At 63.6% G+C, this 23,921-nt stretch carries 27 protein-coding genes and 1 pseudogene; 25 read left to right on the top strand and 3 right to left on the bottom strand.

The genetic code is table 11. The annotated features are described in order from the left end of the window. Nucleotides 1–33: 33 nt before the first annotated feature. A complete protein-coding gene (locus tag EKK97_RS17575) occupies nucleotides 34–1,632 on the bottom strand; it encodes a solute:sodium symporter family transporter (protein ID WP_159553845.1) in 1,599 nt (532 codons plus the stop codon). Nucleotides 1,633–1,950: 318 nt separating this feature from the next. Then, a complete protein-coding gene (locus tag EKK97_RS17580; RefSeq protein WP_159553847.1) occupies nucleotides 1,951–2,613 on the bottom strand; it encodes a YajG family lipoprotein in 663 nt (220 codons plus the stop codon). 262 nt (nucleotides 2,614–2,875) lie between these two features. Between EKK97_RS17580 and EKK97_RS17585 the strand changes: the two genes are divergently transcribed. The 25 genes and pseudogenes from EKK97_RS17585 (at nucleotide 2,876) to EKK97_RS24970 (ending at nucleotide 23,447) form a co-directional block, all read left to right on the top strand. After that, nucleotides 2,876–3,544: a beta-ketoacyl synthase chain length factor gene (locus EKK97_RS17585; RefSeq protein WP_277987317.1), complete on the top strand. Its 669-nt coding sequence runs from the start codon at nucleotides 2,876–2,878 to the stop codon at nucleotides 3,542–3,544. Then, nucleotides 3,541–4,329 (top strand): lysophospholipid acyltransferase family protein, encoded by a 789-nt coding sequence (locus EKK97_RS17590; RefSeq protein WP_159553851.1) that lies wholly within the window; start codon nucleotides 3,541–3,543, stop codon nucleotides 4,327–4,329. The genes EKK97_RS17585 and EKK97_RS17590 overlap by 4 nt, the downstream gene beginning before the upstream one ends. After that, nucleotides 4,301–4,570 carry a phosphopantetheine-binding protein gene (locus tag EKK97_RS17595; protein ID WP_159553853.1) on the top strand — a complete coding sequence of 90 codons (270 nt, stop codon included), beginning with the start codon at nucleotides 4,301–4,303 and terminating at the stop codon, nucleotides 4,568–4,570. The genes EKK97_RS17590 and EKK97_RS17595 overlap by 29 nt, the downstream gene beginning before the upstream one ends. Then, nucleotides 4,560–4,826, top strand: a complete 267-nt coding sequence (locus EKK97_RS17600) for an acyl carrier protein (protein WP_159553855.1) — start codon at nucleotides 4,560–4,562, stop codon at nucleotides 4,824–4,826. Before EKK97_RS17595 ends, EKK97_RS17600 begins: the two co-directional genes overlap by 11 nt. 3 nt (nucleotides 4,827–4,829) lie before the next feature. Further along, a complete protein-coding gene (locus EKK97_RS17605) occupies nucleotides 4,830–5,366 on the top strand; it encodes a COG4648 family protein (RefSeq protein ID WP_159553857.1) in 537 nt (178 codons plus the stop codon). Next, the gene (locus tag EKK97_RS17610; RefSeq protein WP_159553859.1) at nucleotides 5,363–7,066 is read left to right on the top strand and encodes an ApeI family dehydratase; all 1,704 of its coding nucleotides are present in this window, start codon (nucleotides 5,363–5,365) and stop codon (nucleotides 7,064–7,066) included. Before EKK97_RS17605 ends, EKK97_RS17610 begins: the two co-directional genes overlap by 4 nt. Then, nucleotides 7,059–7,817 (top strand): glycosyltransferase family 2 protein, encoded by a 759-nt coding sequence (locus tag EKK97_RS17615; protein WP_159553861.1) that lies wholly within the window; start codon nucleotides 7,059–7,061, stop codon nucleotides 7,815–7,817. The genes EKK97_RS17610 and EKK97_RS17615 overlap by 8 nt, the downstream gene beginning before the upstream one ends. Then, a complete protein-coding gene (locus EKK97_RS17620) occupies nucleotides 7,814–8,755 on the top strand; it encodes an LpxL/LpxP family acyltransferase (RefSeq protein ID WP_159553863.1) in 942 nt (313 codons plus the stop codon). Before EKK97_RS17615 ends, EKK97_RS17620 begins: the two co-directional genes overlap by 4 nt. Further along, on the top strand, nucleotides 8,739–10,310 hold the full coding sequence (locus EKK97_RS17625; protein WP_159553865.1) for an HAL/PAL/TAL family ammonia-lyase: 1,572 nt from the start codon (nucleotides 8,739–8,741) through the stop codon (nucleotides 10,308–10,310). The genes EKK97_RS17620 and EKK97_RS17625 overlap by 17 nt, the downstream gene beginning before the upstream one ends. Next, nucleotides 10,300–10,740 (top strand): acyl-CoA thioesterase, encoded by a 441-nt coding sequence (locus tag EKK97_RS17630; RefSeq protein WP_159553867.1) that lies wholly within the window; start codon nucleotides 10,300–10,302, stop codon nucleotides 10,738–10,740. The genes EKK97_RS17625 and EKK97_RS17630 overlap by 11 nt, the downstream gene beginning before the upstream one ends. After that, entirely contained in the window at nucleotides 10,740–11,294 is a 555-nt protein-coding gene (locus EKK97_RS17635) for a LolA family protein (RefSeq protein WP_159555841.1), read from the top strand. Before EKK97_RS17630 ends, EKK97_RS17635 begins: the two co-directional genes overlap by 1 nt. After that, nucleotides 11,291–13,594, top strand: coding sequence for an MMPL family transporter (locus EKK97_RS17640; RefSeq protein WP_159553869.1), 2,304 nt, complete (start codon nucleotides 11,291–11,293; stop codon nucleotides 13,592–13,594). The genes EKK97_RS17635 and EKK97_RS17640 overlap by 4 nt, the downstream gene beginning before the upstream one ends. Continuing rightward, nucleotides 13,594–14,880 (top strand): NAD(P)/FAD-dependent oxidoreductase, encoded by a 1,287-nt coding sequence (locus EKK97_RS17645; protein ID WP_159555842.1) that lies wholly within the window; start codon nucleotides 13,594–13,596, stop codon nucleotides 14,878–14,880. Before EKK97_RS17640 ends, EKK97_RS17645 begins: the two co-directional genes overlap by 1 nt. 30 nt (nucleotides 14,881–14,910) lie before the next feature. Next, nucleotides 14,911–15,447, top strand: coding sequence for a DUF3261 domain-containing protein (locus EKK97_RS17650; RefSeq protein ID WP_234286755.1), 537 nt, complete (start codon nucleotides 14,911–14,913; stop codon nucleotides 15,445–15,447). Between the two features lie 67 nt (nucleotides 15,448–15,514). Beyond that, a complete protein-coding gene (locus EKK97_RS17655; protein ID WP_236551463.1) occupies nucleotides 15,515–16,624 on the top strand; it encodes a beta-ketoacyl-ACP synthase in 1,110 nt (369 codons plus the stop codon). Continuing rightward, nucleotides 16,617–17,111, top strand: a complete 495-nt coding sequence (locus EKK97_RS17660) for a hotdog family protein (protein WP_159553873.1) — start codon at nucleotides 16,617–16,619, stop codon at nucleotides 17,109–17,111. Before EKK97_RS17655 ends, EKK97_RS17660 begins: the two co-directional genes overlap by 8 nt. Further along, nucleotides 17,108–17,832, top strand: a pseudogene (fabG, locus tag EKK97_RS17665) (3-oxoacyl-ACP reductase FabG). The gene EKK97_RS17660 and the pseudogene fabG overlap by 4 nt, the downstream one beginning before the upstream one ends. Then, complete coding sequence (locus EKK97_RS17670) at nucleotides 17,832–19,091, top strand: beta-ketoacyl-ACP synthase (RefSeq protein WP_159553875.1); 1,260 nt, start codon at nucleotides 17,832–17,834, stop codon at nucleotides 19,089–19,091. The pseudogene fabG and the gene EKK97_RS17670 overlap by 1 nt, the downstream one beginning before the upstream one ends. 74 nt (nucleotides 19,092–19,165) lie before the next feature. Further along, a complete protein-coding gene (locus EKK97_RS17675; protein ID WP_159553877.1) occupies nucleotides 19,166–19,618 on the top strand; it encodes an excinuclease ATPase subunit in 453 nt (150 codons plus the stop codon). Nucleotides 19,619–19,851: 233 nt separating this feature from the next. Beyond that, nucleotides 19,852–20,211, top strand: a complete 360-nt coding sequence (locus EKK97_RS24955; RefSeq protein ID WP_236551464.1) for a 4'-phosphopantetheinyl transferase superfamily protein — start codon at nucleotides 19,852–19,854, stop codon at nucleotides 20,209–20,211. Nucleotides 20,212–20,295: 84 nt separating this feature from the next. Further along, nucleotides 20,296–21,165 (top strand): putative selenate ABC transporter substrate-binding protein, encoded by an 870-nt coding sequence (locus tag EKK97_RS17685; protein WP_159553881.1) that lies wholly within the window; start codon nucleotides 20,296–20,298, stop codon nucleotides 21,163–21,165. Next, on the top strand, nucleotides 21,165–21,929 hold the full coding sequence (locus EKK97_RS17690) for an ATP-binding cassette domain-containing protein (RefSeq protein ID WP_159553883.1): 765 nt from the start codon (nucleotides 21,165–21,167) through the stop codon (nucleotides 21,927–21,929). The genes EKK97_RS17685 and EKK97_RS17690 overlap by 1 nt, the downstream gene beginning before the upstream one ends. After that, nucleotides 21,926–22,660, top strand: coding sequence for a PhnE/PtxC family ABC transporter permease (locus EKK97_RS24960; RefSeq protein ID WP_236551271.1), 735 nt, complete (start codon nucleotides 21,926–21,928; stop codon nucleotides 22,658–22,660). The genes EKK97_RS17690 and EKK97_RS24960 overlap by 4 nt, the downstream gene beginning before the upstream one ends. After that, nucleotides 22,549–22,995: a hypothetical protein gene (locus EKK97_RS24965; protein ID WP_236551272.1), complete on the top strand. Its 447-nt coding sequence runs from the start codon at nucleotides 22,549–22,551 to the stop codon at nucleotides 22,993–22,995. Before EKK97_RS24960 ends, EKK97_RS24965 begins: the two co-directional genes overlap by 112 nt. After that, the gene (locus tag EKK97_RS24970) at nucleotides 22,917–23,447 is read left to right on the top strand and encodes an ABC transporter permease subunit (RefSeq protein WP_236551273.1); all 531 of its coding nucleotides are present in this window, start codon (nucleotides 22,917–22,919) and stop codon (nucleotides 23,445–23,447) included. Before EKK97_RS24965 ends, EKK97_RS24970 begins: the two co-directional genes overlap by 79 nt. Before the next feature lie 18 nt (nucleotides 23,448–23,465). On the opposite strand, the gene EKK97_RS17700 is transcribed toward EKK97_RS24970, so the two are convergent. Continuing rightward, a complete protein-coding gene (locus EKK97_RS17700; RefSeq protein WP_159553885.1) occupies nucleotides 23,466–23,843 on the bottom strand; it encodes a RidA family protein in 378 nt (125 codons plus the stop codon). Nucleotides 23,844–23,921 lie beyond the last annotated feature (78 nt).

Below are 23,921 nucleotides of genomic sequence, written 5' to 3' on the forward strand. Positions count from 1 at the left end.
CCCCGCTCAACCTCAGCCCCGCCTCGACATGCTTCAGCCGCCGGCGAAGGCCGCATAGATGACGATGACCAACACCACCAGCGCGAGGCTGGCAGGCACGGCGCCGCGCCAGGGGGTGAGATCGACGTCGCCGCTGTACTCGTGCACCCAATCGGTCTCGCGCGGGCGCAGCTTGCCCACGATCAACATGATCGCCACCAGCAGCACGAATACCAGGGCCACGAAATGGAACTCGTGCATGATCGTCGGCAGCCGGTCGAACGGCGGCACGAAGTAGCCGGCGGCGATCATCAGGCAACCGCCTACCAGGGCGATCTTGGCGGCCATGGGCGGCACACGCTTGGTCAGCAAGCCCACGATCACCACTGCCAGAATGGGAATGAAATAGATGGCGTTCATGCGCTGCAGGTAGCCGAACAGGCTCTCCTGGCCCGCCAGTAGCGGCGCGATGGTCATGGTGGTAATGGCCATGATCCAGCCGAACACCTTGCCCGACTTCACCACCTCCTCGTCGCTGGCGTCCTTCTTCAGCACGCCCTTGTAGATACCCAGGCTGAAGATGGTAGTAGTGCTGTTGAGCGCCGAGTTGAACGACGACAGGATGGCACCCACCATCACCGCCGCGAAGAAGCCGGTGAGGTAGGGCGGCAGCACGTTGAACACCAGATGGCCGTAGGCCTCGTCGGCGCGAACGCCCTGATCGGCATAGAGGTGATAGGCGATGATGCCCGGCAGCACCAGGTAAAGCGGACCCAGCAGTTTGAAGAAGCCGGTGAGCAACACCCCCTTCTGGCCTTCGGCCAGGTTCTTGGCGGCAAAGGTACGCTGGATGATCTGCTGGTTGGTGGTCCAGTAGAAGAGATTGATCAGGAATACGCCGGTGAAGAGCGTGGAGAATGGCACCTGCTGGTCGGCCCCGCCCAGCGAGTTGAGCTTGTCCGGATCGCTCTGCTTGAGAACGTTCCAGCCCTCGATCACGCCGCCATCGCCGCTCACCGCCTGCAAACCGAAGTAGGCAATGACGAAGCCGCCGATCAGCAGACCGATGCCGTTCAGGGTGTCCGATACGGCCACCGTGCGCAGTCCGCCGAACAGGGCATAGATGGAGCCGATGATCCCGACGATCCAGACCGTCAGCCACAGCAGCAGGGTCGACGACTCGATCCCGGTCAGCCCGGAAAGATCGAGCATGCCCTGCAGGCCCATGGCACCGGAGTAGAGAATGATCGGCAGCAGGATCACGGCATAGGCGATCAGGAAGATCACGTTGGCGATCAGTTGGGTACCCGAGTCGAAACGAATTGCCAACAGTTGCGGCAGCGTGGCGATACCGCTCCTGAGGAAACGTGGCAGGAAGAACAGCGCCAACGCCACCAGTGCGATGACCGCCACCACCTCCCATGCCATCACGCTCAAGCCGTCGCTGAAGGCGGCACCGTTGAGGCCCACCATCTGCTCGGTGGAGAGGTTGGTCATCAGCAGCGAGCCGGCGATCAGCGGGAAGGTGAGACTGCGCCCGGCCAGAAAGTAGCCGCGACTGCTTACATGGTCGTCGCGACGGGTCAGGCGCCAGGTGATGAAGGCGACCAGGCCGGTAAAGAACAGGAACGACAGCAGGGTCAAGGCATGCATGCGGGTACACTCCCTTGCAAGCAATAGCAGTCCGTTGCGCCAGCACAAATGTCTGACATTGATGAATTCACTACATTTTATGCAGAGAAAGCACTCCTTGCATGCTTCTTTAGTCTAACAAACCGATAAAAATTAAGTAACCTTACCGAAATTCCACAAGCGCAGCTCAATGCACCAATGCAAGCAGGTCCAGATATTCTGACGTCACGGGCTTATCATAACCTGCATAATTGATACAAAAGATATGTGCACACAAAAACTCCGGCCATGCGACCGGAGCTGTAGATAACTTATTCGGCTTTACAGTCACGAAACGTATCAAAACAACCTTGGCACCGACATTAAAGCCTCACTCCTATAGTCATCCAAGGCCTTTTCTACTATCTCGACCCACGCAGCCTCAGTAGCAACTTGCCGACTTTGCTGCGCATGAATCGCCACGACCTCCTGTGCACTACCTTCGCGCAACTCAAGGTCGGTAGAGATTCTCGTATTTAGTGTAATAGCCCAAAAACCCGGACTGAACCATGCCCAGAATTCATTAATATAGACATCTATAATCGGAGCATCAACTCCCGGACCAGCCGGCTCAGCAAGTACATTGTATCCTGCCTCTTGCAGGGCCAGGGTCAGACTGCTGCGCACCACCTCTTCAACCGACTGCCCTTCCTCCAGAAGAATATCACCCATTGCTTTACCATAACTATTTCTCTTCCTCCCAATCGCCCTTGCCTTGATTTCATCCGAAGCTTGGCTCACTCCTCCGGATCCAAGGGAAGGAGTACTAGGCTCTCTTGGTGCCTCTTCAAAGATTCGTCGATCTACAACCTCTCCTATCAAGACTTCCTGTCCCGCACCAATATATTGTTCCGAACTCACTTCCGGAACAGCCAATGCTATCTCGCTGCGATTTGTAGCACATCCTGCAAGAAACACCATGAGGAATATTGCCATCAACCCTGCGTTCGACTTGAGCTTCAACAGCCTATCTCCATTTATTTTCAATTTTAATATTGTCAATAAACTTTAAGCCTGAAGTTATGAAAGACATAAGAATATCGACCAAGACCTTATATCAGCCTCTTACGATTTAATGCAAGCGTATGCATCACTACACCTACCAACACGTGCAGCGAGGTAGCGCACATCTATCACATACACCGCACAACATTTCGTAACACCACTTTCGCAGAGCGCTCAACCAAGCTAGAATCCGCCCCTTTGCCCATGAGCCGTGAGAGTCGTGTCCTTTTTCCTACATCTCGAAGACTGGCGGGGATGGCATCCCAAAGAGACAGTGGCCATCTGCGACCCAAGCCACCGCATCTCGGCTCAGCCAGGCAAGAACCTGCCAGCCATGCTGCGCCGACGTCTAGATGATGCTGGGCGCGCCACCTGCGAGATACTCAGCGCGCTGGCCCCGGAAGCTGGCTTACCGTTGATACACGCTTCTCGACATGGCGATACCACCCATACCCTGGGCATGCTCGAAGCACTAGAGAGCGGCGAGCCCATCTCCCCGACGCGCTTTTCCATGTCGGTTCACAACGCAGTGCTGGGTGTCCACTCCATTTCGTGCGCTCATCATCGTCCCTTGCAGGCTCTGGGGGCCTGTGGTGATGAGTTCGACGCCGTTCTCCTCGAAGCTCAGGGTTATCTCCTGGAAGGTCACCGAGCCGTCGTGGCAGTTTTCTCGGAAGGCTCGCTTCCCTCGGCTTACCAAGGGCACACAGAGCACCCGGGTACTGCCTGCGCTGTCGGCATGCGGTTAACGCTGGATCGGGGACGAAGGCTCATGGCCTCTGACCCGATACGCAGTGCCCGCCCAACCCCTATTGAAGTGATGGCCTGGCTGAGCGGGAACACACCTTTCCTTGCTGGCCGGCAGCGGTGGCAAATGGAGGCGGGATGAAGTTGGACAGGTGGTGGCGTGGGCTAGGCACTGCACTTTCCTTCATTGCCTTCGGCTTGGGCGGCGTGTTCATCGGCTTGGCAGTCGCACCCCTGCTGAGCCTATGCGTACACGACACCGAACGGCGGCAGCGTATGGCGAGGCACCTTATCCAACGCTGCTTCCGCGGCTTCATCGGATTGATGCGGTGCCTCGGAGTACTCGACTATCACTTTAGTCATCAGGAACGACTGCAGCGCCCTGGGCTGCTGGTGCTGGCCAACCATCCCTCATTGATCGACGTGATATTCCTGCTGGCGCATATGCCCCACGCAAACTGCATCGTCAAGGGCCGGTTGGCCAGCAACCCTTTCACCCGCGGCCCGATTCGCGCAGCAGGGTATATCACCAACAATGAGCCCGAAGCGGTGCTGGAAGCCGCTGGCGAGAGCCTTAGGAGAGGCGATTCGCTGGTCCTTTTTCCAGAAGGCACTCGCACCAAGCCACAACGTCCTATCAAGTTCAGACGCGGCGGGGCAAATATCGCCTTACGCACGAAAACGGCTATCACACCAGTACTGATACGTTGTACTCCTACCACATTGACCAAGGGCGAACCTTGGTATCATATCCCGGCGAGCAAGGTCCGGATGGAACTACATGTTCTCGAAGACCTGCCCATTAACGACGATAACCAACAGCCAACCGGGCAGCTCGCCAGAATACTGACACATCGGCTGAACAATCATTTCAACAGGGAACTGGGACGACTTCACCATGAGCGAGACATGCGACCTAACGCTTGAACTCAAGCGCCTGATCATCGACACGCTGGAGCTCGAAGACATCACGCCGGCGGATATCGACTCCGAGGCTCCTTTGTTCGGAGAGGGTCTGGGCCTCGACTCCATCGATGCACTCGAACTCGGCTTGGCATTGCAAAAGCGCTACGGTATCAAGCTCGATGCCGAAGCCGAGGAAACTCACCACCATTTCGCCAGCCTGAACGCCCTGCAGTCCCTTGTGGAGGCCCGTCGTGTCAACTGATATCGCCGCTGCCAATCGCACCGAGATTTTCTCTCATGTGCGCAAGACCCTGGTCGAGTTGTTCGAACTCGACGCCGACGACGTCAAGCCCGAAGCGCGACTCTACGAGGACCTCGATATCGACAGTATCGACGCCGTGGACCTAGTCGTCGAACTCAAGCAGTTCACCGGTCGGCGCATCAACCCCGACGACTTCAAGTCGGTGCGCACCATCGATGACGTGGTCAATGCCGTCGAACGCTTGATGCAGCACTGAGAGATGCCGAAGCAAGCGATCAAGTGGCTCGGCGTCGGCATGGCGCTGGCTTGGCCAGTGCTGGTCTTCAGCCTGCACGATCACTTGGGTAGCTGGCCGCTGTTGATGATCGGTGCCGCGTTGCTCGCCTGGCGAATGCCACAGGCTCGCTATCTGGCCTCCGTGATGGCAGCACTGTTGCTGGCGTTGGGTGGCTTGGGGCATGCCGAACTCGGCATGCGTGCCTACCCCGTCGCCGTCAGCGCCATCATGCTGGCCCTCTTTCTGTCCAGCCTGTGGCAGGGCATGCCGATCGTCGAGCGTCTGGCGCGCCTGCGTGAACCCGACCTGCCACCGGCCGCGATACGCTATACCCGCCGGGTCACCTGGGCATGGTGTGGCTTCTTCGTCCTCAATGGAGCCATCGCCTGCTGGACCGCCCTGTATGCCGACCTGGCGACCTGGACGCTGTACAACGGCGTCATCAGCTACGCCCTTATCGCCACCATGTTTGCCGGTGAATGGCTGCTGCGTCATCGGTTGCGAAGGAGTCTGTCGTGACATTCGTTCCGCTCACTCGACTGCCCTGGCGTAGAGCAATCAAGAGCCGTCACTCACTGCCACGGCAGTGGGTCGACCCGTTCTCACTACCTCAACGTATCGATGCCTGGCGTCGCTGGCTGGCCAACCAGCCCGCCGGCCACTGGCTACTCTGCCAACGTCACCCCGAGGATTTCTGCGCGGCCCTGGCAGCGTTGTGGGAAAGCGGCCGCATCGCGGTGCTGCCGGCCGACGACCGTCCTGAAACCCTGACACGGCTCGCCGCCGAGGTCGACGGTGTGCTGCCTGAAGCCCCTGGCGAACATGACCCCGATCATCATGAGACTGCCACTCTCCCTCTCCCCAAGATACTCTCCCCCACATCCACGGCAGTCGTCCTGTACACCTCCGGTTCCACCGGCGACCCCGTACGCCTGGCCAAGCGTTTCGACCAGCTCGATGCGGAATTGGCCGCGCATGCCGAGCTGTGGCCATTGGCCGGTAGCTGTGTCATCTCTCAGGTCAGTCACCAGCACATCTATGGTTTGCTCACCGGCGTGTTGCACCCGTTATGCGCCGGCGTTCCCTTTTGTGGCGACGAGTGTCGTTATCCCGAAGTGCTGATCACGCGCCTCCAGGAAGCTGGCGATGCCGGCCTTGCCCCCGTGGTAGTGAGCTCTCCCGCTCAGTTGTCACGCTTGCCGGAGCACCTGCCATGGAGCGACTCGCCCCGCCTCAGTCGCGTGTTCTCCTCCGGCGCGCCCTTGGCGACAGAGCATGCCCAGCACACGGAGCGCCTGTTACAGGCGCCGGTGATCGAGATCTATGGCAGTACAGAGACCGGAGGAATCGCTCAGCGTCGACAAATGCAAGGCTCCGCCTGGCAGGCCCTGCCCGGCGTGGAGCTGTCATTCGTGGACGAACGCCTGGCGCTGCGTTCGCCGTTTCTGGAAGCCCCGCGGAGTTGGTGGCAACAACCCGACCGGGTGGCGTCGACGATCGACGGCTTCGAGCTGCTGGGCCGTGCCGATCGCCTGGTAAAGATCGGCGGCAAACGGGTCTCGCTGGATCATATCGAGAATGCCCTCACCACCACTCCGGAAGTCACTGAGGCACGTTGTATCGATCTTGGTCGAACCGATAGTCGTCTGGGGGTCGTGGTCGCTCTGCACGATGAGTTCATACCGCACCGGCACGACAGCCGCCATGAGCTGATACAGCGTCTGCGAACGCATCTGTCACGCCACCTTGAGCGAGTCGCCATTCCCCGCTACTGGCGCTTCGTCGATACCCTGCCGAGCAATGCCCAAGGCAAGCTCGACCGCAGCCTGGCCAATCGACTGTTCGCCGATCTCGACGACGCAAAGGCGCCACGCTGGCTGGGTGAACACCGCCCGGATCCTTCTTCCTGCCTCTTGACCCTGGAAGTGCCGGAACGCCTGATCTTTCTCGAAGGGCATTTCGAAGAGTATCCGCTGGTGCCAGGCGTGGTCATGGTGCAGTGGGCCATCGAACTTGCCGGCGACAGCTTCGGTGAGTCAGGCGAATTCCAGGGTATCGAGCGCTTGAAGTTTCAGCGTGCGCTACGCCCCGGGGCACGCTTCACACTGCAATTGACGCGTCGCGACGACGGTCTCGCTTTCGCCATCGACTCGCATGAGGGACGCCACTGCACCGGGCAAATTCGCCTGCAATCCCCGAACGGAGAGGATCATGGCTGAAGCGCGCCCCTGTATCCTGATTCCGGTCTATAACCACCCCACCACGATCGGCCCGGTATGCGACGAACTCGCTTTCCTGGGAATACCGCTGCTACTGGTGGACGATGGCTGCGACGACGAGTGCGCGGCTGAGCTCGACCGCCTGGCCACGGGCGGCCATCACCTGTTGCGACTGACTAGCAACCAGGGCAAGGGCGCCGCGGTACGTGCCGGACTCCAGGAAGCCCAGCGACTGGGATATACCCACGCCCTGCAGGTGGACGCCGACGGCCAGCATGCCAGTGAAGACCTGCCGGCCTTTCTCGCCACACTGGAGTCGGCTCCCGAGACGTTGGTGGTCGGCTATCCCCGCTATGATGCCAGCGTTCCGCGAATGCGCTTCTTCGGTCGCTACGCGACCCACGTCTGGGTGTGGATCAACACCCTGTCCCTGGAGATCCGCGACTCCATGTGCGGCGTCAGGCTCTATCCGGTCGCCGCGCTCAATCGTCTGCTGGCACGCCACCCCTGCGGTGATCGCATGACCTTCGACACCGAGGTACTGGTACGCTGGCACTGGGCTGGCGGCGCCCTGGCGCACCGCCCGGTACGCGTGCACTATCCGCGCGATGGCGTGAGCCACTTCGCGTTGTGGCGCGACAACCGCCAGATCTCCGCCATGCACACCCGTTTGTTCTTCGGCATGTTGCTGCGCTTGCCCCGCCTGCTGGCTCGATGCCTGCGCAGGCAATACGCGAGGGTAGCCTTATGAATCGCCATTGGGCTCGGATCGGTGAGCGCGGCACCCTTGCCGGCATGACGCTGATGGTGGCGATACAGCGCCACCTGGGACGCTGGCCCTTCCGACTCGTTCTGGCGCCGGTCATGCTGTGGTACTTCCTGGCGCATGCCACGGCACGACGTGCCTCTCAGTCCTATCTGCAACGTCTCTATCCTGCTCTCGAACGACGACCACTCGCCCGCTGGTGGCACAGCTACCGCCACTTTCTCACCTTCGGCGATGCGCTGATGGACAAGGTCGCGGCGTGGAGTGGGGACATCGCCGACGGACGCCTGACCGGCCCGGGCATCGAACGCTTCACTGCCGCCATCGACGGTGGCCGGGGCGGCCTGATCCTGGTCGCCCACCACGGCAATCTCGACGTGGCCAATGCCCTGGCTGAACGCCACCCGGGACTCGAACTGACGGTGCTGATGCATACCCGCAATGCGCGCAAGTTCAACGCGCTACTGGAACGTGTCACGGGCCGGCCCCGCCCGCATGTGCTCGAAGTCAGCGCGATCACGCCGGCCACCGCCCAGGCGCTGGCCGAACGCATTCACACCGGTGGCTATGTGGTCATCGCCGCCGATCGGCTGTCCTTGTCAGGGGGACGCACGCAGTGCCTCGATTTCTTCGGCGATCGCGCCATGTTCCCCGAGGGCCCATTCTGGCTCGCTGCGTTACTGCGTTGCCCGCTCTACACCCTCGCCTGCGTGCGCGAGGATGGCAGCTTCCGGATCGACTTCGAAGCCATTGACGACACCGGGAACCTGCCACGCCGTCAGCGCGAAGCGTGGATCTCCGAGGCCATGCAGCGCCATGCCGATCACCTGGCCGAGCGCGTTCGGCAGCATCCCCTGCAATGGTTCAATTTCTATCCGTTCTGGATGAACGACACTGGATTTCACCATGACGACACTGCATGACCCGCTTGCCGGCCCCACCAGCAGCGAGGCGCTCACGCTGGATGGCTCGGCCGTGACCCTCGAGGACGTATTGGCCGTTACCGAAGGCCGCCGGCGCGTCGTGCTGTCGTCGGCGCCCGAATTCCGTGAACGCATAGCACGCGGCAATGCGTTTCTCGAACGCCTGCTGGAGGAAGACGGCGTGGTCTACGGCGTCACCACCGGCTATGGCGACTCCTGTACCCGCGCAGTGCCCGCCTCCGACCTGGAGCAACTGCCGCGCCAGCTATATACCTTCCACGGCTGTGGCCTGGGCGAGGTGCTGTCGGTGGAAGCCGCGCGGGCCGTGGTCATGGTGCGGCTGGTGTCGCTGTGCCGCGGGGTCTCGGGGGTCAGCGTCGAGCTCCTCGAACGACTGGCCTGGTTGCTCGAGCATGATGTCGTACCGGTCATTCCCGAAGAAGGCTCGGTGGGCGCCAGCGGCGACCTGACGCCGCTGTCGTACCTGGCCGCCGTGCTGTGTGGCGAACGTGAAGTGTTCGACCGCGGCCAGCGTCGCGCCACGTCGGAGGTCTTCGCCGAACACGGCCTCGTCCCCTATCGCCTCAAGCCCAAGGAAGGCCTGGCACTGATGAACGGCACCGCGGTGATGACCGCGCTGGGTGTGTTCGCCTTCGCCCGGACGACCTACCTGGCGCGGCTGGCCACGCGCATTACCGCACTGTCGGTCTACGCGCTGGACGGCAATCCCTATCATTTCGACGCCGACCTGTTCGCCGCCAAGCCGCACCCCGGGCAAAACCGCGTGGCCGAGCGGCTGCGCGACGATCTGCATGCTCCCGCCACGCCACGCAACTCGCCCCGCCTGCAGGACCGTTACTCGACGCGCTGCGCCCCGCATGTGATCGGCGTAGTGGAAGATGCCCTGCCCTGGTGGCGCCAATTTCTCGAAACCGAACTCAACAGCGCCAACGACAACCCACTGATCGATGCCGAGCACGGCAAGGTCATGCATGGCGGCCATTTCTACGGCGGCCATGTCGCCTTCGCCATGGATAGTCTCAAGCAAGCCTGTGCCAACCTGGCCGACCTGCTCGATCGTCAGTTGGCGCTGCTGGTCGACACTCGCTTCAACCATGGCCTGCCCAGCAACCTGAGTGGTGCCACGCCACAGCGAGCCAGCCTCAACCATGGCTACAAGGCGGTACAGATCGGCGCTTCGGCGTGGACCGCCGAGGCGCTCAAGCTGACCATGCCGGCCAGCGTCTTCTCACGCTCCACCGAATGTCACAACCAGGACAAGGTCAGCATGGGCACCATCGCCGCCCGCGATGCACTGCGTGTCCTGACACTCGTCGAGCAGGTCGCCGCCGCCACCCTGCACGCCGCCTGCCAGGCCGTCGAGCTGCGCAGCCAGATAGCCGATGCCACCCCGCTTCCCGAACGCCTGGCCGGCTTTCTCGATGTCTGTCGATCGACGTTTCCGGCCCTGGGCGAGGATCGAGCCCTGGAACCCGAACTGCGCACCCTCTGTGGCCTGATTCGCCAACGCCGCTGGAGCCTGTATGACGCCTGACGACCGCCCACTACCGCGCTGCGAGACCGAGCTGACGATCCCCTTCCATGACGTCGACATGATGCAGGTGGCCTGGCATGGCCACTATGTGCGCTATCTGGAAGTCGCCCGCTGCAAGCTGCTCGATGCCATCGACTATAACTACCCGCAGATGCAGGCCTCGGGGTTCGCCTGGCCGGTGATAGATCTACGCCTGCGCTATGCCGCTCCTGCGCTGTTCGCCCAGCGCATCGCCATCGAGGCACGCCTGAGCGAGTGGGAGAACCGTCTCAAGATCGACTACACCATCCGCGATGCCGAGACGCGCAAACGCCTGACCCGGGCCTGGAGCGTGCAGGTCGCGGTGGGACTGGACGATCGTGAAATGCGCCTGGAGTCGCCGCCGGCGCTGATCGAACGTCTTCTCGCCTGGCAGGAGGCTAACCAGTGATGCGTCATCTCCCATGGACACTGTGTGTCGCCCTGAACCTGATAGGTCCGGCGGCCTGGGCAGCTCCCGATAGCGACGCTCTCGCCGAGCACCTGGCCACGCATGCGCCGCAATGCGGTCGCTTCGAACAATCGCGCTGGCTGGCCGATCTCGAGGCACGCCTGGTCAGCCGCGGTCATTTCCAGCAAGACAAAGAGGGCGTCGTCTGGCAAACCACCGCTCCCGTCAACGATCGTGTGGTCCTGAATGCAGACAATGACGACCTGCCGCTGGGCTTCCAGATCATCGCCCCGGTCTTCACTGGTCTTCTCTCGGGGAACTGGCAGGCATTGGAGCATCACTTCACGATCGAACTCAGTGGCGAGCTGGAAGACTGGCAAGCCACGCTGGTACCCAACGAAGCTGCTGTCGCCGAACGACTCACGCAACTGCTGGTGAGCGGCAACCGGCAAGTGGAGCAGGTCGGACTCGAGTTTGCCGACGGCGACCGGCTCGACCTGACCCTGACACCGGCCACTTGCGGCAGCCTCGACGACGGTGATCCTGCATCGTGAGCGATGCACAACATCCTACCCGTGGCGAGCGCCTCGCGGCCTGGGGCTGGGCCGTGCTGCTGCTGGGGTGCGCCATCCTGCTGGCAAGTTTGCTGAGCCAGGGAACGCCGCTGGATACACGCATCACTGCACTACTTCCCAAAACCCACCAGACGGTATTGATCGAACAGGCCGAACAGCGCCTGACCCAAGCCTTCGAGGATCGCTTCGTGCTACTGGTCCACGGCGAGTCCCCACGCCGGCTGGTCGCTGACCTCAAGGCCCGCCTGCGGAACTCCGCCAGCGTCAGCGACCTCGACGACAATAGCTTCGAGCGTCCCGACAGCGCCCTGGCGCCATACCGCTATCGTCTGCTGGCCGAGCCACTGGCCAGCGCCGATAGTGACGCCTGGGTCCAGCACGGCCTGAGGCGGTTGTTCACCCCCGGCAACGATATCGATCTCCGGCGCGATCCTTTCGGTCTGCTCGACGCCTGGCTGGAACGACGCCTGGACGGTCCCATCCGCTTGGTCGATGGTCTGCCGGCCGTCAGCGACCAGGATAAACACTGGTTCATCGTCAGTGGCCGACTGTCCGCCAGCCCCTACGACATGGCCCTGCAGCGGCGCCTCACCGCTGCGCTGTCGAGCTTTCGGGATGCCCACCCCGAGGCCCAGTTGTTGCGTGGCGGCCTGGTGTTCCATGCTGCCGCCGGGGCTAACCAGGCCAAACGGGAAATCTCCACCATCGGACTGGGGTCGCTGCTGGGTATCGGCTTGTTGCTATGGGGTACGTTTCGACGTGGTGCGATCCTCGCCAGCCTGCTGCTGCCGGTCGCGTGTGGTGTGCTGTTCGCGCTGCCATTGACCTGGTTGCTGTTCGGCACGCTCAACCTGCTCACGCTGGCTTTCGGCGCCAGCCTGATTGGCATCGCGGTCGACTATGCCCTGCATCTGCAATGCGCTCGCCAACTGGCTCCCGAGCAAACGCTGACACGCCTTTGGCCCGGATTGTTGCTGGGTCTGGTATCCAGTCTGGCGGCCTATCTCGCCCAACTCGCCACCCCCTTGCCGGGGCTACGTCAGATGGCCACTTTCGCCGCGCTGGGACTGATCGGCGCGTGGCTGACCGTGCGGCTATGGCTACCGTGGTTCTCCCCACGCCCTCACACCGCGACGACACGCATCGCAGCCCGGCTGGACCGGCTGCGCTTGCCACCCCAAGCAACATATCGTTGGAGCCTGCTGGCCTTGCTTGGCTTGGTCGCGGGGGTACTGATCGTCACGCGCCTGACAGCCAACGACGACCTGCGCCAGCTCAACCCTTCGCCCGCCGCCCTGATCGCCGAGCAGCAACGCGTGCAGACCTTGCTGGAACGTCCCTCCGGCAGCCGCTATCTGGTCGTCACCGCCGAACATGAAGCCGGCCTGCTGGAGCGACTGGAAGCCCTCGAGGCGCCTTTGGCGGAACTGCGGGAGCAGGGGCACCTGACGCACTACCGTCACCTCGCCCAGGCGGTACCCTCTCCGGCTACCCAGCAAGTCAATCTGGACCGGGTGCGTCAAGCCTATGCCAGTGCCTTGCCCGAATTCATCGCCAGGGCCGGACTTCCGCCGGCACTGCTGGAAGCGGCCCAGGAACCGCTACGCAGGGTGCCGCTGTTGACCCTCGAGGAATGGCTAAAGATGTCGGCGGGACGTGCCGATAGCATGCTGTGGCTTGGCGAGGTGTCCACGTCCGATACCGCGACTCCCGAACTGGCCGCCCTGATCGCGCTGGGCGACACCGATGAGATGGCCCAGCAAGCACTCACTCGGCTCGCCGCACCAGCGCATGTCCATTACCAGGACCGGGTGGCAACGCTTTCCGATCATCTGGCACGGCTGCGCGATCAGATCGCCATGTGGTTGGCGGTCGCCGTGGTGGGGTTGGCGTTGCTGTTCGGCTGGCGTTATCGCGGCCTGGCCTGGCGCGTGTTGCTGCCGCCGCTGGGAGCGCTGGTCGCGACCCTCGCGCTGTTCAGCGCTTTGAACATCGGCCTGACGCTGTTTCATCTGCTGGGGCTGCTGCTGGTGCTGGGTATCGGTCTCGATGCCGGAATCTTCAGCACCGAGCACCCCGACAGCCCGGCAGCCTGGCTGGCGATCAGCCTGTCCTGCGCATCGAGCCTGCTGGCTTTCGGCCTGCTCTCCTTCAGCGCCACGCCGGCCTTGCACTACCTGGGCCTGACCTGCCTTGTCGGCCTCGCGGCGACCTGGGCCCTGGTGCCCTTCGCCAGGGCGGACACCAGGAGCCTTTTTTCCAAACACAGCCAGCCATGATGGCAACAGGAGTAACGAATCACATGGACACTCATGACACCACCGATGTCGCCATCATCGGCGCAGGCCCTTCCGGGGCCGCGGCGGCCGCCTGGCTCGCCCGACGCGGCCTGCATGTCCGGGTCATCGAGCGCAGTCGCTTCCCACGCTTCTCCATCGGCGAGAGTCTGCTGCCGCAGTGCATGGTGCACCTCGAGGCCTGCGGCCTGCTAGAGGCCGCACGGGCTGGTGACTTCCAGCCCAAGAACGGCGCCGCCTTCACCTGGCGCGGCCAGGACACCGCCATCGATTTCCGAGACAAGTTTAGCCCCGGCCCCGGTACCACATGGCAGGTCGAGCGCGCCGATTTCGACCAGCGCCTGATCGAGGGGGCACGCCAAGCCGGTGCCGAGGTCGAATTCGACACCAGCGTCGAAGCCTTCGTCGCCGACGCCGACCACCCCTCCCTCACGCTGGTTGGTCCGAGCGGCGAGCGACGTTCGCTACGCTCCCGTTTCGTGCTCGACGCCAGTGGCTACGGCCGTGTCCTGGCGCGTCTCACCGGCCTCGCCCGGCCCTCGACCCTGGAATCGCGCTGCGCCCTGTTCACCCACATCGAGGATCATATCGTCTGCCCGCGGCACGACCGCGAGAAGATCCTGATCGGCCTGCACCCCGATCATCCGGGCATCTGGTATTGGCTGATTCCCTTTCGGAATGGACGCGCCTCGGTTGGCGTGGTCGGCGACCGGGCAACGCTCGAAGCCACCGGTATCGACGATAGCGAACGCCTGTGGCACTTCATCCATGCCGAACCCCGGCTTGCCGAGTTGCTGGCCAATGCCGAAACCACACGCGACGTCGGCCGCCTGGAAGGCTATTCCGCCGATGTCCAGCAATTGCACGGCCCCGGCTTTGCCCTATTGGGCAATGCCGGCGAATTCCTCGACCCGGTGTTTTCCTCGGGAGTGACGATCGCATTGGACTCGGCACTGCGTGCCGCCCCCTTGGTCGAGCGTCAGCTCGCCGGAGAAAAAATCGACTGGGAGACCCAGTTCGAACAGCCGCTGCGGCGCGGCGTGGCTACCTTCCGTGAATTCGTCGATGCCTGGTACGACGGACGCCTGCCACGCATTATCTTCAACGCGCAACAAACGCCGCGTATCCGCGCGATGATCAGTTCGGTGCTTGCCGGCTATGCCTGGGACGAAAACAACCCCTTCGTCGCCGCCAGCCGCCGTCGGCTGAACAGTCTGGCTGAGGCCTGCAGCGACGAAGCATCCTCCATCATCAGCGAGGTTTGCTAGGTGCGACGTCCTTTCCTTCGTCATGCGTTGTTGGCTGCCGCCCTGGCACTACTGGTCGGCTGTGCCGGGCAGCCGGTCGATGCACCGCTCCCCAAGCCGGCGGCACTGTCCGACCTGGGCACGCGGATGCAACGCCTGACGTTCGAACATCAGGACCAGCGACACGAACTGATCGGCGTCTTGCGTCACGACGAACAATCGCTGCGCCTGGCCCTGCTGAGCCCTCAAGGTCAACGCTTGCTGACCCTTGAGCATGACGAGCATGGAGCCCGTTTCGTTGCCGACACATCGTTCGATCCCGCATTTTCGGCCGAGTGGCTTGCCAGTCGCCTGGCCTGGAGCCTGTGGCCTTCAGCATCATTGACACAGGCCTTCGAGGGCAGCGACTGGTCACTGGCGGAAGATCGCGAGGAGCGCACCGTCCGCTACCGGGGACGAGACATCGCGCACATCACCGGAAGCGCCGAATGCCGTATCATCGACGATTTCGAAGGTGATTATCGCTTGTATATCGCACCACTTGACGACGCAACCGACCGGACAGCCGCTACATGCCCAGCCGATTGACTCCCTTGCAGGCCCAGCCCTGCCGTCTCTTGCCCCGGCGCTGATCTGCCCCCTGGGCGATGACTTGGTGACGATCGCCGATGCCTTGTTCAACGGTCGTCGAGGCTTGGTGTACGACGACACCTTCACTCCTGGCCGCCCATTGCCGCTGGGACGAGTGAGATCTCCCCTGCCCGATGCCGGCAGCCTGCCGGCGGCACACCGTTCGCGCAATAATCAGTTGCTGGCCGCGGCACTGGAGCGACTCGAGCCGACACTCGATGCCTTTCGCCGGCGTCGCCCCCAGGCACGCATCGGGGTGATCCTCGGCACCAGCACCTCGGGCATCGGCGAGACCGAAATCGCCCTGACCAGACGTCAACGGGAAGGCGATTGGCCAGCGGATTTTCGCTACCAGCGCCACGAGATCGGCTCTCCAGCCTGCTTCGTCGCCGAGTGGCTCGGCCTCGAGGGGCCGGCCTATACGTTGTCCACCGCTTGCACGTCGAGCGCCCGGGCCCTGGCCAGTGCCAAGCGCCTGCTGGCAAGTGGCGCCTGCGATGCGGTGATCGCCGGCGGCGCCGACAGTCTTTGCGGCCTGACCGTCAATGGCTTCGCCTCGCTCGAGGCGCTCAGCGATAGCCCCTGCCAGCCATTCTCGGCCAATCGTGACGGTATCAATCTGGGCGAAGCCGCGGCACTGTTCCTGGTCACCGCCGAAGCCGGCGGCATCCAGCTCAGCGGCTATGGCGAGACCAGCGACGCCTATCATATTTCCGCGCCGCGACCCGACGGCCAGGGAGCCATCGCAGCCATCCAGGCGGCGCTGGACATGGCTCGGCTGCCCGCCACCGCCATCGACTATCTCAACCTGCACGGTACCGCGACCCGACAGAACGACAGCATGGAAGCCCTGGCCATCTCCCAGCTCTTTGGCGACACACTCCCATGCAGCTCGACCAAGGCCTTGACCGGCCATACGTTGGGCGCCTGTGGCGCACTGGAAGCGGCCTTCTGCTGGATGGCCCTCGACGCCGGCCGGTTGCCGCCCCACGTCCATGACGGCCAGCTCGACCCGGAGCTATCGCCGCTGAGCTATGCCTCGGTCGGGAAACATGACGGCTCCCGCGCGATCAGCAATGCCTTCGCTTTCGGTGGCAACAACATCGCCCTGCTGTTGGAACGTATTCATGACTGACTCCTCGACATTCCACAGGCTCGATCTGCCCTGCGACATTGCTCCTTACGTGCCGCATCGACACGGCATGTGCCTGCTCGACACTCTGCTCGAGGCGGGAGACGAACACCTGCATGCCGAAGTCACTCCTCGCCGTGACGACCTGTTTGCCAGCGCCGATGGCATACCCGGCTGGGTGGGACTCGAATGGCTTGCCCAGGCCGTTGCCGCCTGGGCCGGCGTACAGGCCGTGAACGGAGGAGGCACGCCACAAATCGGCTTTCTGCTCGGCACCCGACGCTATCGATGTCAGACACCGCAGTTTGCGTTCGACCAACCGATACGCATCGAGGTCGAACTCGATTTTCGTGCCGACAACGGCCTGGGAGCCTTTCGCGGACGACTGCTGGACAGCGACGGCCGAGAGCTCGCCACCACCACGCTCAACGTCTTTCAGCCCGAGTCTCGAGAGGCGCTGGAGGCCATGCAACAGGAGAGCACCCCATGACCGATACCATTCTGGTCACCGGCTCGAGCCGCGGCATCGGTCGCGCCATTGCCCTGCGCCTGGCGCGGGATGGCTTCGATGTCGTGCTGCACTGTCGTCATCGCAGGGAGGCTGCCGAAGCGGTCGCCGATGACATTCGCGCACTGGGGCGCGGTGCCCGCGTCCTGTGCTTCGATGTCGCCGACCGCGAAGCGGCACGGCATGCCATAGAAACCGATATCGAAGCGCATGGCGCCTATTACGGCGTGGTCTGCAACGCCGGCATCACCGCCGATGGCGCGTTTCCCGCTCTCTCCGACGAGGACTGGGATAGCGTCATCCATACCAATCTCGATGGCTTCTATAACGTGGTCAAACCCTGGTCATGCCGATGATTCGCCGTCGTGCTCCAGGCCGTATCGTGGTGATGTCCTCGGTGTCGGGATTGATGGGTAATCGCGGCCAGGTCAACTACAGCGCCGCCAAGGCCGGCTTGATCGGTGCGGTGAAGGCCCTGGCGGTGGAGCTGGCCAAACGGCGAATCACGGTCAATTGTGTCGCCCCGGGATTGATCGACACCGACATGACCGATGACTTGGTCACCGAGGAAGCTCTCAAGCTGATTCCCATGCGTCGCACAGGCACCAGCGAGGAAGTCGCCGCCACGGTAGGCTTTCTGTGCTCCCCTGATGCCGGCTACATCACCCGGCAGGTCTTCGCCGTGAATGGAGGAATGTGCTGATGCCAAGCGACGCGTTACGCAAGGATGGACTCGGCCGCCGGGTGGTGGTCACCGGCATGGCCGGCTTCTCGCCGATCGGCAATGACTGGCCAAGCATACGGACACGCCTCGAGCGTCTGCAAAGCGGCATTCGTCACATGGATGACTGGTCCAGCTATGAAGGCCTCAACACGCGTCTTGGTGCCCCCGTCAACGACTTCACGCTACCCGAGCACTACCACCGCCGCGCGCTGCGCAGCATGGGCCGGGGCGCCCAGATGGCCACCCGAGCCAGCGAACTGGCGCTGGAGGATGCCGGGCTGCTTGGCTCCCCGCTATTGGGTAGCGGCCAGCTGGGAATCGCCTACGGTGCATCGGCGGGAGAACCCGACGCAGTGGCCGATTTCGGCAACATGCTGATCAACAAGTCGACCGACGGTCTCAACGCCAATTCCTATATCCGCATGATGGCCCATACCGCGCCGGTCAACATCGGGGTGTTCCTCGGCGTGCGCGGGAGAATCCATACCACTTCGAGTGCCTGCACCTCAGGCAGCCAGGGCATTGGCTACGCCTATGAAGCGATTCGCTTCGGCCGCCAGACGGCGATGATCGCCGGTGGCTGCGAGGAGCTGTCGGCTTCCGAGGCGGCCGTCTTCGATACGCTGTTCGCCACCAGCACCCGCAACGATGCTCCTCACACCTCGCCGCGTCCCTTCGATGCCGAGCGCGATGGGCTGGTGATCGGTGAAGGTGCCGGCACCCTGATTCTCGAGGAGCTGGAACACGCCAAGGCACGCGGTGCCACCATCTACGCAGAGCTGGTTGGCTTCGGCACCAACAGCGATGGCCGGCATGTCACTCAGCCCGATGCCGCCATGATGGAACGAGCCATTCGCCAGGCTCTCGATGATGCCGGACTACGACCGGAGCAGATCGGCTATGTCAGCGCGCATGGTACCGCCACCGATCGTGGCGACATCGCCGAAAGTCACGCTACGCATGCCGTATTCGGTTCCAGGCTGCCCATCAGCGCCTTCAAGAGCTTTACCGGCCATACGCTGGGTGCCTGCGGTGCGCTAGAGGCCTGGGTCGCCATCGAGATGATGCGCGAGGGATGGTTCCACGCCACCGCCAACCTCGACCGGCCCGATGGCGCTTGCGCGGATCTCGATTATCTACGCGGCGAGGCAAGACACATCGACTGCGAATATGTGATGAGCAATAACTTTGCCTTCGGCGGCATCAACACCTCGTTGATTTTCCGTCGCTGGCCATGACGATGCCACAAAGCATCTTTCACGATGCCGACCATCGGCGCCATAAACCCAAACCATGAAATAAGGGAACTTCAATGACCAAGGGACTTCTTGCACTCGGCATCCTTTGCGGCGGCCTGGTGCTGGCCACGACGAGCCATGCACGCGATACCACACTCATGCTTTCCATCGAAGAGGCCATGAATAGCCCTGCGGCCAGGGAGCAGCTCGATCCAGACATCCGCTTCTACTTTGCCGATACTCCACATGGAGAGGTCGTCACCAACCACGGTAATTTCGTCACCAACAAGAAGACCAACGCCTTCAACAAGAGCGATGAGGAAGCCTGCAAGTGGGTCATGCTCTCCGCGCTGATCAGCCTGCAGGAGCGCGTCCAGGCCGAAGGCGGCAATGCCGTCATCAACATCGAAAGCTACTACAAGCGGCAGCCCATGGCATCGAGCAGTGAATACGAATGCCATGCCGGCGCCATCATGGCGGGTGTGGCGCTGCGTGGCGATGTCGTCACCCTGAACGGAGCGGAATGACGTCTCGTCTCGACCTCCTTCTGGCACAAGCCCCCGCCGGCAGCAGCGGGGCTTGTCTTTCGCAATTAGGGCGGGAGTTACTTTCCCGGCTGGCCGCCCGGCAGGGAATCGACTGCACCGTGGGCGGCTGGTCGCCCAGAGGCAGCGGTGCACCGCGGCACCCGGCTCTCCCTTCCCCCTGGCAGGCTTGCCTCAGCCACCGTGGCCGACGTGTGGTCGCGGGGTTGGCCACGGTGCCGGTCGGCATCGACATCGAGCAATCTCGTCCCAGGCATGGGGCTCGCCTGGCAGAACTGGTCGAACTGCTACCCGAAGCCTGGGTACGCCGGGCCATACTCGAGGCCGCCAACCCGCTGGAGGCATTCTACAGTGCGTGGACGCTGCACGAAGCTCTGTTCAAACTCGACAGCCTCTCAGGGCTGACGCCAAGTAGCGTATTGGAAACCCGACTTGCTCGCTTGCTCCCCGGTGGCAACGTCCAGGCGTGGCAATGGCAGCAAGACGGCTGGACATTGAGCATCTGCAGCCACGCATGCAGGCTCGGCATCCACCCTCTTCCCCAGTTGGCGATCACGAAGCGTCATTGGCCGTAAGAAGCGGCTCTCGCCGCAGACTTGCCAGCGCCGCCTTGGCCTACAACAATAGCGCCTCTACCTCCCACGCCCGCAAGGAGCCCCATGCACCGGATCGCCCTCTCTGCCCTCCCCTTGGCCACCTTCCTCTCGCTGTTCGCTCAGGGGGCCGCCGCCGAGACCTTCCGCTTCACCGCCATTCCCGACGAGGATCAGGCCCGCCTGGTGGAGCGTTTCTCCCAGGTGGCCGACTATCTGGAGCAGCGCCTCGGCGTCGAGGTGGAGTACGTGCCGGTGAAGTCCTACAGTGCCGCGGTTACCGCCTTCCGTAACGATCAGGTGCAGCTGGCCTGGTTCGGCGGCTTGTCGGGCGTGCAGGCACGGCGCTTGGTGCCGGGCTCCCAAGCGCTGGCCCAGGGCAGCGAGGATGGCGCCTTCGTCAGCTATTTCATCGCCCACGAGTCCACCGGCCTCGAGCGCGCCGACGAACTGCCCGACGAGATCGAAGGCATGAGCCTGACATTCGGCTCACGCACTTCCACTTCCGGCCGCCTGATGCCGGAGCACTTCTTGCGCCAGCGCTTCGACAATGCCAATCCGGAGCGCCTTTTCTCCCGCGTAGGCTACTCCGGCGACCACTCACGTACTATTGCGCTGGTGGAAGCCGGCACCTACGACATCGGTGCGGTCAACTATACGGTATGGGAGGCCGCCGTCGAGGATGGCCGGGTCAATACCGACCAGGTCCAGGTGGTCTGGGCCACACCGCCCTACCCCGACTACAACTGGACGCTGCGCGGCGATGCCGACGAGCGCTTCGGCGAGGGCTTCACCGAGGAAGTCCGGGCCGCCTTCCTCGAGATGGATGACCCGGAGCTGCTCGCCACCTTTCCCCGCGAGGCGTTCATCCCCGCCGACAACGAGCTCTACGCCCCCATCGAGGAGGTGGCCGAGGAACTCGGCCTGCTGCGCTGATGGAGGGAGAGCAACGTCGCCTGCTGGTTCGCTTCGATGGTGAGGACATCGGGCATGGCGCGCATGTCGTCCTGCCACGCCTGACCCTCGCCTTGCGTGAGGGCGAAAGGGTCGCGTTGCTCGGCCAGAGCGGCGCCGGCAAGTCGACGCTGCTCGGCGAGCTGCGCCGCCGACTCGACCGCCAGGCTGCCTGGTGCCCACAGCATCACGGCCTGGTGCCGCAGCTCGCGGTGTATCACAACGTCTTCATGGGGCGCCTGCCGGAGCATTCGGCGCTGGCCAACCTGTGGAACCTCGTGCATCCCCTGCGCCGCCCATGGCGAGAGGTGTCCACGCTGTGCGATGAGCTGGGCCTGGCCGATCTGATGCGCCGCCCGGTGGGCCAGCTCTCCGGCGGCCAGCGCCAACGGGTAGCCATTGCCCGGGCGCTCTACCAGGCCCGGCCGCTGTTCCTCGGCGACGAACCGGTCGCCAGCGTCGACCCCCACCAGGCCTTGCGCCTGCTGAGCCTGATCGATGCCCGCCACACCACTTCGGTCGTCGCCCTGCACCAGCGCGAGCTGGCGCTGACCCACTTCGATCGCGTCTGGGGATTGCGTGACGGTCGTCTGGTGATCGATGCGCCGACCGACTCGCTCACCCTGGCCGAGCTGGACGCGCTCTACCCCGACGCCGATGCCGCGAGGCACATCCCTGATGCGCGTGACGCCGATAGCGGCGTGCCGGGCGTCAACGCCCTCCCCTGCCCACGGGGGCGACCGTGAGCGACAGCCTGTCGGCCCAGCCCCCATCGGGGTGGAGAGAGTGGTGGCGGGGCAAGTCGCCCGGCCTGCGCCTGGCCCGCCATACTCTGGCCCTGGTGGCACTGGCGGTGCTGCTGGTGCCTTTCGCCGATCTTGCCGTCCACACCCGCGATCCCTGGGGAGAGCTCGGCCGCATGGCGGCCGGCCTGGCCTGGCCCGCCTGGGGCGCGCTGGAGTCGCCCTTCTCGGCGCTCGGCCTCACCGTGGCGGTGGCGCTGTGGGGTACGCTTGCCGGGGTGATCCTGGGCTTTCCCCTGGCCCTGCTGTTCGCCCGTTCACGACTGGTCAGGGCCGGTTGCGCTTTCGTGCGCGCCATCCATGAGCTGTTCTGGGCACTTCTGTTCCTGCAGGTGTTCGGCCTCTCGGCGCTCACTGCCCTGGCGGCCCTGGCGATTCCCTACGCCGGCATCTTCGCCAAGGTCTATGCCGAGATCCTCGAACAGACCCGCGCGCGCCGCGCGATGCTCTTCCGCCCGGCAGCGGCCGGCTGGCACGCTTCGTCTATGCCGAGCTGCCGCTGGCCTGGACCCAGCTCGCCGCCTATACCCGCTACCGCTTCGAGTGCGGCCTGCGCGCCAGCGTGCTGCTCGGCTTCGTCGGCCTGCCGACCCTGGGCTTCCATCTCGAGACGGCGTTTCGCGAGGGACGCTACCACGAGGCGGGGGCGCTGCTGTGGCTGTTCTACCTGCTGATCGCCAGCCTGCCATGGTGGGGGCACAAGCGCTTGATACCGCTGCTGCTGGTGGGCGGTGCCTGGCTGCTCGGCCCCTGGCCAAGTGTGGACGGTGCGCTGCTGTGGCGCTTCGTCTCCGCGGATATCTGGCCAGCGGCGCTGCTGGCCGGCGATTGGGCGGGGCTGGTGGAGTGGCTGTCGCGCATCCCGTCGCTGGGACCGGCCATCGGCAACACTCTGCTGCTGGGACTGCTCGGCACCGTGGGGCACTGCTCGTGGCGCTGGCGCTGTGGCCGCTGGCCAGCCGTCACTTCGGCAACCGCGCCACCCGCCTGGCCGGACACGGCGCGCTGATCTTCCTGCGCTCGACGCCGGAACTGATGCTGGCGTTCGTCTTCCTGCTGCTGCTCGGCCCCTCGCTGCTGCCCGCCTGGCTGGCCCTGGCGCTGCACAATGGCGCCCTGATCGCCTTCCTGGCGGCACGCCACGCCGACGCTATCACCCCCGGCATGCCTGGCCTACCGGCCAGTGGACGCCTGGCCTACGAGCTGCTGCCGCGGGTCTACCCGGGGATCCTGGCACTACTCTACTACCGCGCCGAGGTAATCCTGCGCGAAACGGCGATCCTCGGCATGCTGGGCATCGCCACCCTCGGCTTCTTCATCGAGGAGGGCTTCGACTACCTGATGTTCGACGTGGCCTTCTTCCTGCTGCTCATCACCGCCATGCTCAACATCGCCGTGGACGCCCTCTCGCGGCGACTGCGACCGCGAGAGGCGCCACTCGATGACCCCTGCGCACGTTAAGGAATCAAGAATCTAGCGTCAGTATGGGTAATCGCCGCCGGCGACGACTGCGGTCGTGACGGTAATCTCCACCTTGAGTTCGTCGGCGGGCATGGGCGCGCAGACGCAAGTGCGGGCTGGCGCATGGCCGGTGGGAACCCAGGCATCCCACACCGCGTTCATGGCGGCGAAATCGCTGCCGTCCTTGAGGTAGATCGTCGCCGTGAGCAGGTGCTCGCGGTCGGAGCCGATCTCGGCGAGCAGCGCATCCACCCGGGCCAGCATGCTCTCGGTCTGCTCGGTGATATCGCCATGGCGCGCCTCGGGGCCGGCCACCTGGCCGCACAGGTAGGCGATGCCGTTGTGAATGACGGCGCGGCTCATGCGTGCCTTGGTATCGTGACGGACGATGGTCATACGAGTGTTTCCTCCTGGGAGTGTGAGCGGACGATAGACAGCCATGCTACCGGCAACCGGCCGGCGCCGTAAGTCATC

The organism is Billgrantia tianxiuensis, assembly GCF_009834345.1.
Taxonomy (GTDB): Bacteria; Pseudomonadota; Gammaproteobacteria; order Pseudomonadales; family Halomonadaceae; genus Halomonas; species Halomonas tianxiuensis.

What these genes read in the sequence shown, in the direction of transcription:
- EKK97_RS17575 (WP_159553845.1), bottom strand. Translation starts at nt 1,632, where the DNA reads ATGCATGCCTTGACCCTGCTGTCGTTCCTGTTCTTTACCGGCCTGGTC.
- EKK97_RS17590 (WP_159553851.1), top strand. Translation starts at nt 3,541, where the DNA reads ATGAAGTTGGACAGGTGGTGGCGTGGGCTAGGCACTGCACTTTCCTTC.
- EKK97_RS17595 (WP_159553853.1), top strand. Translation starts at nt 4,301, where the DNA reads ATGAGCGAGACATGCGACCTAACGCTTGAACTCAAGCGCCTGATCATC.
- EKK97_RS17605 (WP_159553857.1), top strand. Translation starts at nt 4,830, where the DNA reads ATGCCGAAGCAAGCGATCAAGTGGCTCGGCGTCGGCATGGCGCTGGCT.
- EKK97_RS17615 (WP_159553861.1), top strand. Translation starts at nt 7,059, where the DNA reads ATGGCTGAAGCGCGCCCCTGTATCCTGATTCCGGTCTATAACCACCCC.
- EKK97_RS17620 (WP_159553863.1), top strand. Translation starts at nt 7,814, where the DNA reads ATGAATCGCCATTGGGCTCGGATCGGTGAGCGCGGCACCCTTGCCGGC.
- EKK97_RS17625 (WP_159553865.1), top strand. Translation starts at nt 8,739, where the DNA reads ATGACGACACTGCATGACCCGCTTGCCGGCCCCACCAGCAGCGAGGCG.
- EKK97_RS17630 (WP_159553867.1), top strand. Translation starts at nt 10,300, where the DNA reads ATGACGCCTGACGACCGCCCACTACCGCGCTGCGAGACCGAGCTGACG.
- EKK97_RS17635 (WP_159555841.1), top strand. Translation starts at nt 10,740, where the DNA reads ATGCGTCATCTCCCATGGACACTGTGTGTCGCCCTGAACCTGATAGGT.
- EKK97_RS17645 (WP_159555842.1), top strand. Translation starts at nt 13,594, where the DNA reads ATGGCAACAGGAGTAACGAATCACATGGACACTCATGACACCACCGAT.
- EKK97_RS17660 (WP_159553873.1), top strand. Translation starts at nt 16,617, where the DNA reads ATGACTGACTCCTCGACATTCCACAGGCTCGATCTGCCCTGCGACATT.
- EKK97_RS17670 (WP_159553875.1), top strand. Translation starts at nt 17,832, where the DNA reads ATGCCAAGCGACGCGTTACGCAAGGATGGACTCGGCCGCCGGGTGGTG.
- EKK97_RS17675 (WP_159553877.1), top strand. Translation starts at nt 19,166, where the DNA reads ATGACCAAGGGACTTCTTGCACTCGGCATCCTTTGCGGCGGCCTGGTG.
- EKK97_RS17685 (WP_159553881.1), top strand. Translation starts at nt 20,296, where the DNA reads ATGCACCGGATCGCCCTCTCTGCCCTCCCCTTGGCCACCTTCCTCTCG.
- EKK97_RS17690 (WP_159553883.1), top strand. Translation starts at nt 21,165, where the DNA reads ATGGAGGGAGAGCAACGTCGCCTGCTGGTTCGCTTCGATGGTGAGGAC.
- EKK97_RS17700 (WP_159553885.1), bottom strand. Translation starts at nt 23,843, where the DNA reads ATGACCATCGTCCGTCACGATACCAAGGCACGCATGAGCCGCGCCGTC.